Origin of the sequence: Paenibacillus aquistagni (assembly GCF_900177815.1) — a bacterium.
GTDB lineage: Bacteria > Bacillota > Bacilli > Paenibacillales > Paenibacillaceae > Paenibacillus_B > Paenibacillus_B aquistagni.
Genome location: NZ_FXAZ01000003.1, coordinates 257,130 through 272,259 on the forward strand (window position 1 = coordinate 257,130; position 15,130 = coordinate 272,259).

The window sequence follows — 15,130 nt, forward strand, 5'->3', positions numbered from 1 at the left end:
ACTTAGGCAGCTAGGTAGCTGGTCAAGCTTAATCCTGTCCGGAAAACGATAAACACCTTCAAGAGCATGCTTCCCTATCGTTAGATCGGAAGGCAGTCTTGAAGGTGTTTTTGCGTGTTAGCCTATGCTCGAAAGCGTCTATGATAAGGGAGTGTTTATTGTCAGGGGAGTACGTATTCATACTGTATGAATACTGTATGGTTGCTGTATGAGCATCGTACGAGAACTGCATAAGCACTGCATGAGCATCGCATGAGCGCTGTGGAGGGACAGGGACCTGTAGGCCCAAGAGCTGTGTGCAGCGTGTCGTAAAGAACTTCACGATGCGCCAGCAGTGTGTGGACCGTCCACTGTCATAAGGCTAGATTTGTACGCATTCATCAACAATTGCGGTCGGGTCAATATCGATTTCCTGGCTGTATTCCACTCGGCTGATCTGAGAGCCTGGACCGATGCTGACTTGTCTTCCTCTTACGAGGGAGGCATGCGTCTGCTCCAGCTTGATGGAATCTCCCTCGATCAACTGTGCTTCAAGCAGCGGCTGCTGGCCAAAGGCTTGGAACATAGCGCCTAGGAAGGAATTCTTTTTCACATAGCCACGAACAGCCTCGATCTGCTTCGCTCTAAGCTCACGCGCTTCGCAGTGACCGTTTAACTCGATACGAACGGATTCAGCCAATACTTGATTGCCTGCTCGGAAGGAGCCGTTGGTGTTGAACCTAGTCGCACGAATGTCTCGGTCTACACTAAGGCGGCCATGGACATCAATGCTGTGCATCTCGCAGTTCGTTGACACGGATACACTCCCATCGACACGAAGCTCTTCACCAAGCAGATCTCCATCAATATTGGCCTTGCCGCATACCTTGATCTGTTGAGCTTGGACGTGGCTCCCAAATGAGGCGAGACCATTCACATCCATGGAATGAGCAGATACCGATCCGTTCAGCTTGCCGCTGCCATTGCAGATAAAGCGGTCGCATTGGACGTCTCCTTTGACGAAGGCAACCCCGTCAATTCTTACCTTGTCATACACGCCGCCATCAAAAGTTCCTAAGCCAGCTACCACCATATCTGAATACATGCCTTGTGCCATTGTATTTCCTCCTCCATGTGTTTGCTTTCTATAATCAAGCTCTAGCTATGCATTTGTTGGTTAATATGAAGTCTTACTAGAACGTTTATAGCTTTATTGTACGGTCTTTCCTTGCATCCATCATTCGGCTGTAGAGGGATTATGACTCCGCCTCTAGGATGAGATTGCATCATCGCTTGTTGAAAATGGCATGTGCAGGGTCTGCATGGTTTGGGTGGAGGAAGGAGTATTTTTTGTAATTTGCTTGAATTCAAGATAAACGAGTTGACAATAATTAAACACCATGTTACTATTATCTCGAATTCAAGATAAATAAAAATTGAACTTCTTGAGGTTTATATCAACCTTGAAGTTGGATTATGGATTGCTTTTTACAATCCGCATTCTTTTATATAAATAAGACAATAGATAAAGTGGAGGAGGCAGCCATCATGAGCAAACAAACGACAGGCATTCACCATATTACCGCGATTGCAAAGGATCCTCAGCAGAACATTGATTTTTACGCTGGCGTGCTGGGCCTGAGACTTGTAAAAAAGACCGTGAATTTCGACGCGCCGGAGGTGTACCATTTCTACTTTGGCAATGAAGCGGGACATCCGGGCACGATTATGACCTTTTTCCCTTGGCCGGATGCGGTTCCGGGCCGTATTGGAGGCGGACAGGTGGGATATACCACCTTTGTGGTCCCGCATGGCTCTCTTGGCTTCTGGGAGGCGCGGCTTGAGAAGTTCTCCATTGCGATAGAACGCATTGAGCGCTTTGGCGAGCAATATCTGCGCTTTAAGGATGCCGCAGGGCTTCAGCTTGAGCTCGTCGAGCGGGAAGAAGGAGCAAGGAGCGGGTGGGCCTTTGGCGGCGTTCCCGTGGAGCACGCGATTAAGGGCTTTGGAGGAGGCATTCTATTCAGTACAGCGCCGAAGAAGACGGAGGCTGTCTTGGAGCAGGTGCTTGGGCTTCAGAGCATGGAGGAGAATGAGGAGTATATTCGGTTCCGTGGAACCGCTGAGCTTGGCAGCATTGTCGACTTGAAGCGTGAGGCGGTGCCCCGCGGCAATATGGGGGCGGGAACCGTGCATCATATCGCATGGCGCGCGAAGGATGATCAGGACCAAGCCGAATGGAGCCAATGGGTTCGTTCCCAAGGTCAAGCGCCAACGCCGGTCCAAGATCGCAACTATTTTAATGCGATCTACTTTAGAGAGGCAGGCTCGATTTTATTTGAAATTGCGACGGACCCGCCGGGCTTTGCGGTCGATGAACCCTATGAGCAATTGGGAGAGGCACTGAAGCTGCCTGCTCAATATGAGAAGTATCGCGCACAGATCGAGGATATCGTGCAGCCGGTTGCCGTACGTGTGCTAGAGGAGGATCAATCATGAAGCATATATTTGAACAAGGAACATCCAGTGAAGCCCCTGTGCTGCTGCTTCTGCATGGAACAGGAGGCAATGAGCGAGATCTTCTGCCGCTGGCCAAGATGCTGTCCCCTGAGTCCTCTGTCCTTAGTGTAAGAGGCAGTGTGCTGGAGAATGGCATGCCGCGCTTCTTTCGCCGGCTGCGTGAAGGCGTGTTTGATGAAGATGACCTTGTCTTTCGGACTTCAGAATTGAATGCTTTTTTGAATGAGGCGGCTCAAGAGCATGGATTCGATCGCAGCCAGATCGTAGCTGTGGGTTATTCCAATGGCGCTAATATTGCTGGCAGTCTTTTGTTCCATTACAAGGATGCGCTTGCGGGAGCGATTCTTTATCACCCAATGGTGCCGCTGCGGCATGTGAATCTTCCCGATATGACGAAGCTCCCTGTATTTATCGGGGCAGGGACGAATGATCCGATCTGTACGGTATCGGAGACGGAGGAGCTTGCCCAGCTATTGAAGGGCGCCAAAGCAGAAGTTGAGCTGCATTGGGACAGCTATGGCCATCAATTGAGTGCTTCTGAGGTAGAGGCGTCGAGGAAGTGGCTGCAAGAGCATTTCAAATGATCAAGGAATGATTCTGATCCGTTTTCACTGGATCCGAATCGAAGTAGATGTCGGGCTTTTATGTATAAGAATCTCAGTAAACAAATGAAGGGACCTCAAAATCCACAGGAAAGTGGAGAGCGGGGTCCCTTTTTATGAAGATACTCCAATCGACGGTAGAAATAAAAATACGAATAGAGTGTTGATGAGGCTTGGATTAAAAAGGAGAGCTTTCTTCCTCCGTCCAGCCGGTCTGCTCTTGGCTCCATGCCCACAGCTTATCTGCAAGTTGGTCATCCTGTGCAAGCTTGGACGAGGATGCAGGCTTTCTGCGGTAGTAATACTCTCCGCTGATTGATGCGACCTCCTCGCTTGATGCCAAATAGACGGCTGTATCCGCCCCCTGCTCAGAGGTCAAGAAGAAGGGTCGTAATAAGCGGTGGACGCTCTTGCCAAAGCCGCTGCCGCGATTGACGCCAATATCGGTTGACACAGCACCGGGGTGCAGGCAGTTCGCGGTCACTTTTGTCCCTTTAAGTCGCGTGGCCAGCTTCTTTGTAAAGAGGATATTGGCGAGCTTCGAATTTGCGTAGCCCTGCCACACCGTAAAGCCCTTCTTCAAAAAAGGGTCCTCCAGCTTGAAACGGCCAATCTTATGGGCGCCAGACGAAACGGTTACGACACGCCCCTGTTCAGCAAGCATGAGGGAGGGCAGCAGGAGATTGGTCAGAAGGAAGTGTCCAAGATGGTTAACCCCCATCATAGCTTCGAAGCCATCTGTGGTTTCTGTGCGTTTCAAAGAGACGACACCGGCGTTGTTCAAAAGCACATCGAGCCTATGATGCCTTCGTCTGACGGCTTCAGCACATTGGTGGATGCTGGCGAGATCCCCAAGATCGCAGAGAACCAGCTCAAAGGCCTGTGAACCGCTTCGCTCTTTGGCTGTCTCCAGCGCTTGCATGCCTCGTGCTTCATTTCTACAGGCCATAATAATGTGCGCTCCTTGCTTGGCCAAGGCAATGGCAGCAGCGTGCCCCATACCGGTATTTGCCCCCGTAATCAAAACGGTTTTGTGACGAAGCATAGAAATCCCTCCATAAGGTAGAGAATATATTGGCTCAGCAATTACGTTCATTGGCTTACTGGCTTCTTGGTTTATTGGTGTAAGTGTTAAGTATGGGTACACATGGACGTGTGCACTATCCTCATTTTATAATGAATGCGGCATGAATCCAATTAAAAGCAATAGAGGGATAAGATGAAATATAATTTTAAACAATATATCGGCATTTCACTGCACCGAACAGACCTTGTTCTGCTTGGGCAGGCGAAGCAGGCTGTTGAACCGCTAGGGGTAACACCTGAGCAAAATCTGATTATGATGCTGCTGTGGAGCGGGGTGGAAGGCATTACGCAGAAGGAGATTGCGGCACGCATTGGCCGCGATCAGACGAATGTGGCACGCATGCTGCTTCAATTGGAGAAGAAGGGATTCATCACCCGCACTCAAGCCAAGAATGATCGGCGTGCGCAGATGGTACGGCTTACGGACACTGGAAGAGCGCTAGAGCAAGAGGTCATTGAGGCGACGAACCGATATCATGCAAGGCTTCTACAGGGGTTAACAGAAGAAGAGGTGGAGAGCTTCATGCGGGTGCTTGCGAAGCTTGAACATAACGCAACGACAGAGAGTGCCGAGGAACAATCTGGTCTGTAAAAAGGAAAGCGAAGAGCTGAGCAGGACCAGCATCATAGCCGCATGCTGCTAGTCCGTGCTCTGTGCTTGTGTCAACGACTTGACCGAATCACGATAAATAATTCTGCCTTGAACGACTGTGCGCCCTGTGGAGGCTTCTCCCCGGCTGATCTTTTTCATCATGGTCTTGACCGCAGCGCCTGCAAGCATCTCCATATCCACTTCTACAGTCGTCAACTGAGGTTCTGATACGGTAGCGAAGATATCATTATCATAGCCGACTACAGAGCAGTCAGCAGGCACTTGAATGCCTTCTTTTTTGAGCTTCTCAATAAGAGCTCTTGCCACCTGATCGCAATTGCATACGAAGGCGGTGGGCATGCGCGTGGGGAGTTCAAGATCGATCAGTATCCCCTGTTCATCGCGATCCTTGATGATCCAATCGGGATCAAGAGGGATCCGATGCTCGAGCAGCGATTTGTAATAGCCGAGGAAGCGGTCCTGAATGCTGCTGGTCGCATGAATATTGCCCACAAAGGCAAGCTGCCTGTGCCCTTCGCGAATCAGATAGCTGACGAGCTCATAGGAGCCGTAGAAATTGTCCGTAACAATGGAGTCTACCTGCGCGCCCTCTTGATAAAAGTCCAAGAACAGCTTTGGAATCGTCATCTGCTGTACGGCTTCGATGTAAGCTGGCTTAATTTGACCCAGAATGATGATTCCATCTGCTTTTTTCTCATAATAAATGCGAGGAAGATTCAAGGCTTCTTCGTCCTCGATTGTCAAGATATGCAGGATGCTGGAGTATCCGTATGCTTCAAGCCTGCTTGCAATATGCTGATATACCCTCAGGTAGAAGGCATGATTAACATTCGTAAACTGCTCTGGAATGATGACGCCAATATTGTAGGATAGCCCATCCTTCATCGCGCGCGCGGCAAGGTTAAGGCGATATCCCATCTCTTTGGCGGTTTCTTTGATGCGTGCCTTCAGTTCCTCGCTGACGCCTTCCTTATCGTTTAACGCTTTGGATACGGTAACGGTGCTTATTCCTAATCGACCGGCGATATCCCGCATCGTAACCTGCTCCTTCTTCATTCTGTTCACCTCCTGCTGGAATGCGCGAATAGACAACTATTAGACAGTATACATGCTTCCGCCCAAACATGAAATGGAAGCCCTGCAGGCATGTGAGAGAGCATGCAGGGCAGGTGTGGATGCTGGCGGCTAATCAAGCATGAGATAAAAAGGAGCAAGGGGAAGGCTCACTGTTCATCCAAACGTTCAGTGGGGCATGATTGCAAGATGCTGCTGCACATGCCCAGCTATGCTCAGCTTCCCTGCGCGTATTCCTATACCGAAGCAGGAGCAGCCGCCTTGGCGAGCAGTTCCATATTGCGATCAATCAGCTCCCCGCGCTGCTTGGCATTATCGAGAGAGCGCAAGCGATCCTCAGGGGTGTTGAACGTGTAATCCACAAGGCGTGAAAGCGTCGTTGTCGCAACATGAATGCGTGTATCGCTTGATGCATAGTAGAGATGCACCTCGCCTTGCTCATTCACGACGGCGCCATTGCAGAAGATGACGTTGGACACGTCCCCGACGCGTTCTTCGTCGTAAGGCGCCATAAAGTGGCCGCCCGGCTTGGCGATGACCCTGGATGGATCATCGAGGGCTGTGGCAAATACATACAGGACGTAGCGAAGCCCTGCTGCCGTATTGCGCACGCCATGTCCAATGTGAATCCAGCCCATGTCCGTCTTGATTGGGGCGGGGCCCTGCCCATTTTTGACCTCATAGACGGTATGGTAGACCCGTTCATCGATGACGATCTCCTGATCGATGACAGGGTTCATGATGTCCTTGCAGCGGCCGAAGGCGATGCCGCCTCCTGTTCCCGTGGAGATGAAGCCATCCTGCGGCCTTGTGTAGAAGGCATACTGGCCGTCAACGAATGCTGGATGAAGCACGACATTGCGCTGCTGCGGCGACTTCGTCTTAATATTAGGAAGCCGTTCCCAAGTCGCCAGATCACGCGTGCGCACCAGCCCTGCTTGCGCTGTGGCGCTTGAAGTGTCATGGGGTGGCGCATCGGGATCCTTGCGCTCCGAGCAGTAAATGCCATAGATCCAGCCGTCCTCATGCTTCACGAGCCGCATATCGTACATGTTTGTCTCATCAGGATCGCAATCATCCCAGACGAGCGGCTTGTCGACAAAGCGGAAGTTGTCAATGCCGTTATCAGACACGGCAAGAGCAAAAAATGATTTGCGATCAACGCCCTCGGCACGTACAACAAGATAGTAACGGCCTTCATGATAGATCGCGCCAGGATTGAAGGTTGCATTCATCCCGAGCCGCTCCATGAAGTAGGGGTTGCTGTCCTTGCTGAGATCGAACCGCCAATGAAGCGGGACATGGTGTCTTGTGATGACCGGGTTGTCATAGCGGTCATAGATGCCGTTATAGAAGCTGTCCTTCTTGGTGTTCGGCTTCGTAATCAGCGCCTCTTGCTTCGCTAGCATTGCATAGTATTGTTCATGAATCATGATTGAGCCACCCTTTCCATGATTTCTAAGCAGAAGCGCCCATTATGGTATGGACACTTCCATGGTCCGCTAATGCCTTGCTTGGTGGGCTGTCCCAGATCATCAACAGCCCAGAACCATTCTCCACCCTCGCGAGCATCGATGAGATGCCGCTTCGTATAGCTCCACAGCCCTTCAAGGATCGTTAGGAAGCGAGGGTCCTTCGTCCGCTCATAAGCATTGTAGAAGCCTACCATGGCTTCTGCCTGCACCCACCAGATGCGGGTCGTGTCGATGAGCGATCCTCTCTGCTCATTCATAAGAGAGCCATCTGCTTGCAGCGCATGGTCAGCTATGTTGTAGGCAATATCGATCACCATCTGCACGTGTTCAGGCTTCTCAGCGCCTATGGTCTTCATGGCCCGATCGATCAGCCAGCTCGCTTCGATATCATGGCCGAAGGAGCGAAGGTCGAGAAGCGGCTGCCAGGCTTTATCGAAGAATACGCCGAGAAAGCCTGTGCGGTGATCATAGATCCGATCATGCAGCTGATCGAGCAAACGAACAATGGCTTGCTTGACTCGCTCCTCTTGTGAAGCGGCGTACAGATTCGTATAAGCCTCCAGCACATGAATATGGGTATTCATGGTGATATCGGCCAATAGCCCATGCTCACTAAGCAGCACATTGGGCTGCTCCAGCCAGGCTTCGTTGAATTCCTCTTTATAAGCGGCAAGATGGGCATCGTAACCCTTGTCTTCAATGAGCTCGAACAAGGAACACGCCAGCCGCAGCGCCTCTTCTGTGCCAGTTGCCCGGTAATACTCGCTTAGCGCATAGACGCCGAAGGCTTGGGCGTAAATATGCTTCCTAGTATCAAGCGGACGTCCTGCAGCATCAACCATCCAATAGAGACCGCCATAATGGGGGTCCAGCACATGATCTCTTAGAAAATGGTAGGCGTGGTCCGCATGCTCTTGGTAGCCTGCTTCCCCAAGCACCCTATAGGCAGCAGAGAATGTCCAGAGGATCCGGCAGGCGGCAATTCCACCTTTGCTGGCATCTTGGTGTACATTCAGCGATACATCGACAGCGCCGTAATAGCCTCCATGAACTGTATCTTGTAATCGACTCCAATAAGGAAGAATATGCTCCGTCAGCTCTTGCCCCACCTCTAACGCCCATTGCTTCATATAAACACCTCCTTTTTTTAGTTAAGTAATCGATAACCTAACAATAATGTATAAGGCAACATCGGTAATTGTCAATGAGAAAGAAGACAAAACAGAAATGATATTGGCAAGGCGGCGACTTCTCTTTATTATGCACTAGTTCATTGCAGCGATGAGCTTTAAAGAAGGCGTACTTTTTAGAGTGAAAAGGCCATTTGACGTGCGATAAGACTTCGTGGATCGGTGTTGGTGCAGATATTTTTTGGAACTTTTTATTCAAAGAAAAGAGCAGTAATTGCGAATAAATTACTTAATCGATTAATTATATGGGTGAAGGATGAAATAAAACGCAGAAACATAAATATGCAGCCTACAGTTCAGCAACCCTCTGGTTTGCGAAGTGCCCTAAAATGGTTCTATTAAAAGAAGAAACAAAATCAAAAGCTGAAGGTCATCTGCTGCTGTTCGTTGACAATGATAATCCTTATCAATAAACTAGAGGTAATTGACATCATCCTAATTAAGGAAGTGAACCCATGTTTATTGAAACTAAGACATTCACGGTTAAGGAAGGCACCTCACAGCTTGTTGTCGATCGTTTTAGCGGACCGGGAATTATTGAGCAGTCAGAAGGATTTATCGATCTAAGCGTATTGGTCAAAAAAGTTCGCCGCGGTGACGAAGAGGTCGTCGTCATGATTCGCTGGGAATCTGAGGAAGCATGGAAAGGATGGGAGACAAGCGAGGCGCATATTGCAGGACATCGTGCTAGCCGCGGCAAGCCGAAGCCAGAGCATATTATCGAGGTCACCCACGCCAATTATGAAGTAAAGAGCACGAAGTCAGCACCTGTTCAATCCTAAAGATCAAGGACCCATATCACCCCAATTTAGACCAAATGGTTTGAAATGGGGTGATTTTGTGTAAAAAATAGTACATTTTCGCAGACTAGGAGGTGAATTCTCAGGGTGCCCCGATTTTATGCTATAATATTTCAGTGGAGTAAACCTTCTGTAACAGCCATGCGGAGAGAAGGATGAACGTCTTTTGCTGCCGCAGACAAGGTTTGTTTCAACAAGAGGAATGCGCTGGCGCTGGCGTTATCGCTAAAGTCGCACGAAGCAATCCTAAGTGCAAAAAAATGTTGTGGAGGTAGATGTAATGACTCAAATCAAGGAAACGGATCTGCCGGGAATCGGCCGAAAGTTTCAAATCATCACGAAAAGCGGAGACAAGCTGGTTGTCATCATCCATGACGACGGTCGCAGGGAACTGTTCCACTTCGACTATGACGATCTGGATGAGAGCGTGTCCATGGTGTCCTTGGACGACGATGAAGCCAGACAGATTGCGGGTATTGTAGGCGGGTTGTCCTATAAGCCAAAGGCGCTGGAAAACATTGAGGTTGCCCTTGATGACCTGATCATTGAATGGTTCAAGATTGAGACAGGCTCAAAATGTGCAAACTGCACGATTGGCGGCCTAGATGTACGTCGCAAGACGGGAGCTGCGATCATCGCGGTGATCGAGCAGGACGGCAGCAAGACCATCAATCCAGGACCAGACTATGCCTTCAAGGAAGGAACGATGCTTGTCGTTGCTGGTGAGAGACAACAACTGAAGACGCTCAAAAACATTCTGACAACTGGAGGTTAATTGCATATGGATCATGTTGTACTTGAGCTTGGGCTGGCTGTAGGCCTTGTCGCCCTAGCCGGTCTCTTATCCACGAAGCTTCGTTTCTCAGTCATTCCATTTTATATCCTTGTCGGAATGATTGTTGGACCTCATGCGCCTAAGTTCGGGAATTTTGATTTCCGCTTTATCGAGAGCGCAGAGCTGATCGAGCTTCTTGGAAGAATGGGGGTTCTGTTCCTGCTCTTCTACTTAGGATTGGAATTCTCGGTAGGACGACTTATCAAAGCAGGTAAATCCATTGCCGTAGGCGGCACGATTTACATTGCCATCAACTTTACACTGGGAATGCTGTACGGGTTCCTAGCGGGATTGCCTTTTCAAGAAGTGCTCGTGCTAGCAGGGATTACAAGTATCTCTTCTAGTGCAATTGTCGCCAAAGTGCTGATCGATCTGAAGCGAACAGCCAATGCGGAGACAGAGATGATCCTTGGCATTATCATGTTCGAGGATATCTTCTTGGCCGTGTACATCTCGGTTCTATCGGGTCTTGTGCTGAGTGGAGCAAGCTCGGTTGGGGGAGTAATCTTGTCTGCGGGTATTGCGCTTGGCTTTATGCTTGGCTTTATCATTCTTGGCCGCTTGGCAACTCCGCTATTGAACAAGGTATTCAATATTCGTTCGAATGAGCTGTTCTTGCTTGCTGTATTTGCAACCTTGTTTATCGTAGCGGGCTTCTCGGAGACGATTCACGTTGCAGAGGCCATCGGTGCCTTGCTGGTCGGTCTCGTGCTTGCGGAGACGGATCATATGAAGCGAATTGAGCATTTGATTCTGCCCTTCCGTGATTTCTTCGGTGCCTTATTCTTCTTCAGCTTCGGATTGACCATTAATCCATTTGAGCTGTTGGATGCCTTCTGGCTGTCGATTGGCGCTGTCGCGATTACATTGTTCGGCAACTTCCTAGCTGGCATGCTGGCAGGACGAAGTGCAGGGCTGTCTCACAAAGCCTCATCGAACATTGGTCTTACGATTGTATCACGGGGAGAGTTCTCCATTATCTTGGCTAACCTAGGAAAAGCAGGCGGCCTTATGCAGCTGCTTCAGCCATTCGCAGCCCTGTACGTTCTCATTCTGGCGATCTTAGGGCCAATCTTAACGAAGGAATCGAAGCATGTGTACCGATTCTTGAATGCCATCTTCCGCTGGGAACAGCGCTCGAAGAAGAGAACAGAAGCCAAAGCCTCCTCTTCTTAAGAACGAACTTACAATCATAAGGAACACGCACACAGTGGAATTGTACACCTAACGAACATACAAGGGGTGATAGGATGACGAGCGTCATGAACAAACGCAATCAAATATGGATTAGTTTAATTCTCGTCATGGCCTTTTTGTATACCGTATTCGTGCCTATAGCTAGAGTGAATCAAGGGCCGATTCCCTCTAATCATTCTGTATATCAGCTTCTGAACGATCAGATGCAGCCAAACTATTCACCATTGCATCGCAAAGTGGCTGTAAAGCATGGTGTTGTACCGCCGAAGCTGTCTACGCCACCGATTGGGTCAGTGCCAAAGAATACCGCTTGGTTCGAGCTTCATACCTTGTTCCAGCCGGTCATTGCAGAGACGATCTGCCTGCGATTGCTGAAGCTGAAGCCGCTGAAGTGCACCTCGGTATACTACTAGCTCGACGGACGTTTAACTTGCTTTCCATCTATTTTTTAGATAAAACTGCCGCTATGGATCATGATCCTAGTCTTATGACGAGCGGAACCACAGCAGTTGTTTTATGTAAAAAATAGCGAGAGCGCCATCTCACGCTCCCAAGGGAATGACAAGGATATATGCCGCCGAATCACACGTAGCACCGCAGCACCATACATGCTCTATCATTGCATGAGGTCAGGAAGACAATACCTCTAGCTAGAAGAAGGGTTTGAAAAGAGCTTGAAAAGGTCAGCTAAGCCTAGAGGGAACAAAAAAACGTAAGCCGTATAGGCTTACGTTTTTATCATGATCGTTCACTTGCCACACAACAGCTGAAGCCTCTATAAAGCGAACACATGCCTTGTGTTATCCGATCATAATCTTGCCCTCAGGGTAACGGAAGCGTCCCTTGGCATGGCGCTTATTCATGGCATAGGCAAGCGTCAGCGGGCCGACACGCCCAATGAACATGGCGAGGCAGAAGACCAGCTTGCCGAATTCTGAGAGCTCGGCGGTCATGCCCATTGTCAGACCAACGGTTGCGACTGCCGAGGTGGTGTCGAACAGGATGTTCAAAAATGGCTGATCTTCGGTCATGGCTAGCAGCATGGACACCGACAGCACCATAATCAGCGCGAGAAAGATAATGGTCAGCGCCTTTAGAATCTGGTCCTTGGACAAGCGTGTACGGAACAATACAGCATCCTCTTGTCCCCGCAGCATCGTGATAACCGCGCAGATCAAAATGGCAAAGGTCGTCGTCTTGATGCCCCCGCCGGCTGAACCGGGCGAACCTCCGATAAACATCAGGATAATCATAAAGAACTGTGTGACCTGACGAAGCTCGGCAATCTCGACCGTGCTGGTTCCTGATGATCTAGAGGAGATCGACTGAAAGACAGATGCATATACTTTGCCATTGAAGCTGAGCGGCTGCATCGTGTTCGGGTTCGTATATTCGAAGATGAAGATGCAAAACGTGCCGACTGCGATCAATATGCCAGTCATGGACAGGACAACCTTAGAGTGCAGCGACAGCTTGCGTGTTCTGCGATAATCATACAATTCCGCTAAGACAATAAAGCCTAAACCCCCAGATATAACGAGAAAGAAAGCAATAAAATTAAACAGCGTATCATCGGCGTAAGCCTGGAAGCTGTTGCCGAACAGATCAAAGCCTCCGTTGTTGAATAGCGAGACACTATGGAACAATCCATAATAGACCGCTTTTTTAAATGACATTTCAGGCAGCCAGTGAACCGTTAGCAGGACGGCAGCGGTGAGCTGAATAATTACGACAAAGTAGATGACTCTTCGAATGGTGCGAACAATGCCTTCCATGCTGTTCGTATTCATGGATTCCTGCAGGATCAGACGCTCTCTAAGCGAGATGCGCTTGCCGATCATTAAGTAGAACATGGTCGCGACAGTCATAAAGCCGATTCCACCGATCTGAACCATAGTGATAATAACAATTTCTCCAAATAAAGTAAATGTAAGTTGTGTATCGACGACCGTTAGGCCCGTCACGCAAAGCGCTGTGGTAGACGTAAACAACGCATCAATCCAGCTTAATTCGATGCCGTCATGTACCGCTACTGGCAGCTTCAACAGCAGCATCCCGATGACAATAAGTGAAAGGAAGCCAGTGGCAAGCACACGTGAGGGCGTCCACTTGGCAATATGCTTTTTCCAGAAGCTCACTGCTTCACCTCCCATTAAACCAAAACCCTCTTAGCATATCGTGTCCAAAATGGTTTTGTAAATGACAACTTATCAAACGTTACGAAATGGAAGGTGATTTTTGATTTGCCTTCTCCTTATGTTGTACGTCGCGGAACATAAAATAGTAGCAAGTAGCTGCCGTCACGTAGAGAATGCCGGTAATCGTGAAGGTAAACGCATAACCCCAATAGGTGCCGTAGCTGGTAATCAGCCCCGATTGAACCTTGCCCATGCTGGCCCAGCCAAGCATGAAGGCAGTTTGTGTGCAGGAATTGGCAATGCCCCTTCGCCGGTCTGATACGCGCTCCACCATCAGCGCAGACTGAATGGGATTGGCGGCATTCATTAGCGCCTGCCGGAACAAGAAGCTGATGGCTGCGACGACGAACAGTGTCGTAAAGCCGGTAAGCAGCAGAAAAGGCAAGGACAGCAGCTGAAAATAAAACACAGCTCGAACTTGTCCGACTTTCTGCGCAAGAGATGGACCGATGAGCATTGAGATGATGGTCATAATCTGTCCTAATGAGACCAATAGTCCAACGCCGGTCAGCGACACGGCAAAGCGGTCTGTAAAGTATAGGTTCAAGTAAGGGACAACAAGTCCGGAACCTAAGCCGATCAGGATCTGAGCGAAGGTAAACTTGGCGATCAGCACCGTATCCTGGCGCTTGACCCTTTTCTCTTCTTGATCGTCCAATGCAGCGCTATCATGAAGCTGTGCACCTTGCTGGGGCTTCATACGACTAGACGATGCTGCTGTGGAGCTTGCTGAGGCCGGTCTTGGCTCCTTTACGAATAGCAGCGGAATGAAGGAAACCAGCGTAGCCAGACCGCCAATCATGAGAGAGGTTTGCAGGCTTATAATCTTTTCAAAGCCCCATCGCTGCATCCAATCGGCCCACATGCCTCCGCCGATGCTCCCGAGCACTTGAGCGGCCAGCACCATGGAGGCGTGATAGCTGAATAGGCGAAGGCGCTGATCGATGCGTGTATTTGCAGCGAGAAACGGAATTGCGATAACCTGATAGAAGGAGATAAATAATCCGGAGCCGATTGCAAACAGCTGCAAGGAGCCTTCAGTCGTCACAAAGGATCTGCCTGTGAAAAATATACCGGTTAACATGGCACCGGCAATTAAGATATGCTTGCGACTGAAACGATCTCCCATCAGCCCAATCGGAATGAACATGAGTGCGGTTGCAAGTGATTGAATGCTGACGATCGTTCCGTTCATTTCTTGGCTGTAGCCAAGTGACTGAATATATAAATTGTACAAGACGGTGAACATTCCGCTGCCGAACTGGTACAACAGATTTGAGATAAAAAACAATCGTATATTTGGATGCCAGTCTTGAAGCTCAGCTTGAAATCGATGCCATAAGTGCATGATAGGGACCCTCCGTATGTCATAGATGCCATACAGTATTGTACCAAGGGAACCTTTGGAAAGGAAGGATGATCTCTTATGGGATAGGAGTTACAAGAGAGGTTCTTTAGGGGTATGTATGTAAGTAGGCTTCTTCGGAACTATTCAAAGCCTGTACAAGTAACTTATAATAACAATTATTGACTGGAATAATATTCAGCTAACATACAAGCA

14 protein-coding genes are annotated in these 15,130 nt (G+C 49.3%); 7 read left to right on the top strand and 7 right to left on the bottom strand.

Annotated features, from left to right (window positions below; all coding sequences use genetic code 11):
- Positions 1–361: 361 nt before the first annotated feature.
- The gene (locus B9Y93_RS12645; protein ID WP_085494779.1) at positions 362–1,096 is read right to left on the bottom strand and encodes a polymer-forming cytoskeletal protein; all 735 of its coding nucleotides are present in this window, start codon (positions 1,094–1,096) and stop codon (positions 362–364) included.
- A 431-nt stretch (positions 1,097–1,527) separates the two neighbouring features.
- Between B9Y93_RS12645 and B9Y93_RS12650 the strand changes: the two genes are divergently transcribed.
- Together B9Y93_RS12650 and B9Y93_RS12655 are read left to right on the top strand one after the other, a co-directional pair.
- Positions 1,528–2,478 carry a ring-cleaving dioxygenase gene (locus B9Y93_RS12650; RefSeq protein WP_085494780.1) on the top strand — a complete coding sequence of 317 codons (951 nt, stop codon included), beginning with the start codon at positions 1,528–1,530 and terminating at the stop codon, positions 2,476–2,478.
- On the top strand, positions 2,475–3,083 hold the full coding sequence (locus B9Y93_RS12655) for an alpha/beta hydrolase (protein WP_085494781.1): 609 nt from the start codon (positions 2,475–2,477) through the stop codon (positions 3,081–3,083). The genes B9Y93_RS12650 and B9Y93_RS12655 overlap by 4 nt, the downstream gene beginning before the upstream one ends.
- A gap of 196 nt (positions 3,084–3,279) precedes the next feature.
- Here the strand turns inward: B9Y93_RS12655 and B9Y93_RS12660 are convergent, their stop codons facing one another.
- Complete coding sequence (locus tag B9Y93_RS12660; protein ID WP_085494782.1) at positions 3,280–4,146, bottom strand: SDR family oxidoreductase; 867 nt, start codon at positions 4,144–4,146, stop codon at positions 3,280–3,282.
- A gap of 174 nt (positions 4,147–4,320) precedes the next feature.
- On the opposite strand from B9Y93_RS12660, the gene B9Y93_RS12665 reads away from it, so the two are divergent.
- Positions 4,321–4,779, top strand: coding sequence for a MarR family winged helix-turn-helix transcriptional regulator (locus B9Y93_RS12665; protein WP_085494783.1), 459 nt, complete (start codon positions 4,321–4,323; stop codon positions 4,777–4,779).
- 48 nt (positions 4,780–4,827) lie between these two features.
- Here the strand turns inward: B9Y93_RS12665 and B9Y93_RS12670 are convergent, their stop codons facing one another.
- The 3 genes from B9Y93_RS12670 to B9Y93_RS12680 all read right to left on the bottom strand — a co-directional run bounded on the left by B9Y93_RS12670 (position 4,828) and on the right by B9Y93_RS12680 (position 8,479).
- The gene (locus B9Y93_RS12670) at positions 4,828–5,856 is read right to left on the bottom strand and encodes a substrate-binding domain-containing protein (RefSeq protein WP_240967997.1); all 1,029 of its coding nucleotides are present in this window, start codon (positions 5,854–5,856) and stop codon (positions 4,828–4,830) included.
- Positions 5,857–6,110: 254 nt separating this feature from the next.
- Positions 6,111–7,307, bottom strand: coding sequence for a glycoside hydrolase family 130 protein (locus tag B9Y93_RS12675; RefSeq protein WP_085494784.1), 1,197 nt, complete (start codon positions 7,305–7,307; stop codon positions 6,111–6,113).
- Positions 7,304–8,479 carry an AGE family epimerase/isomerase gene (locus B9Y93_RS12680; RefSeq protein ID WP_085494785.1) on the bottom strand — a complete coding sequence of 392 codons (1,176 nt, stop codon included), beginning with the start codon at positions 8,477–8,479 and terminating at the stop codon, positions 7,304–7,306. The genes B9Y93_RS12675 and B9Y93_RS12680 overlap by 4 nt, the downstream gene beginning before the upstream one ends.
- Before the next feature lie 515 nt (positions 8,480–8,994).
- Here B9Y93_RS12680 and B9Y93_RS12685 point away from each other — a divergent pair.
- From B9Y93_RS12685 to B9Y93_RS12700, 4 genes are all read left to right on the top strand, one after another.
- Positions 8,995–9,321 (top strand): antibiotic biosynthesis monooxygenase family protein, encoded by a 327-nt coding sequence (locus B9Y93_RS12685; RefSeq protein ID WP_085494786.1) that lies wholly within the window; start codon positions 8,995–8,997, stop codon positions 9,319–9,321.
- Between the two features lie 298 nt (positions 9,322–9,619).
- A complete protein-coding gene (locus B9Y93_RS12690; RefSeq protein ID WP_085494787.1) occupies positions 9,620–10,114 on the top strand; it encodes a cation:proton antiporter regulatory subunit in 495 nt (164 codons plus the stop codon).
- A 6-nt stretch (positions 10,115–10,120) separates the two neighbouring features.
- Positions 10,121–11,350 (top strand): cation:proton antiporter, encoded by a 1,230-nt coding sequence (locus B9Y93_RS12695; protein ID WP_085494788.1) that lies wholly within the window; start codon positions 10,121–10,123, stop codon positions 11,348–11,350.
- Positions 11,351–11,436: 86 nt separating this feature from the next.
- On the top strand, positions 11,437–11,784 hold the full coding sequence (locus B9Y93_RS12700) for a hypothetical protein (protein WP_139829169.1): 348 nt from the start codon (positions 11,437–11,439) through the stop codon (positions 11,782–11,784).
- A gap of 387 nt (positions 11,785–12,171) precedes the next feature.
- On the opposite strand, the gene B9Y93_RS12705 is transcribed toward B9Y93_RS12700, so the two are convergent.
- Both B9Y93_RS12705 and B9Y93_RS12710 read right to left on the bottom strand, forming a co-directional pair.
- Positions 12,172–13,509: a TrkH family potassium uptake protein gene (locus tag B9Y93_RS12705; protein ID WP_085495137.1), complete on the bottom strand. Its 1,338-nt coding sequence runs from the start codon at positions 13,507–13,509 to the stop codon at positions 12,172–12,174.
- A 79-nt stretch (positions 13,510–13,588) separates the two neighbouring features.
- A complete protein-coding gene (locus tag B9Y93_RS12710) occupies positions 13,589–14,917 on the bottom strand; it encodes an MFS transporter (RefSeq protein WP_085494790.1) in 1,329 nt (442 codons plus the stop codon).
- Between the last annotated feature and the right edge of the window lie 213 nt (positions 14,918–15,130).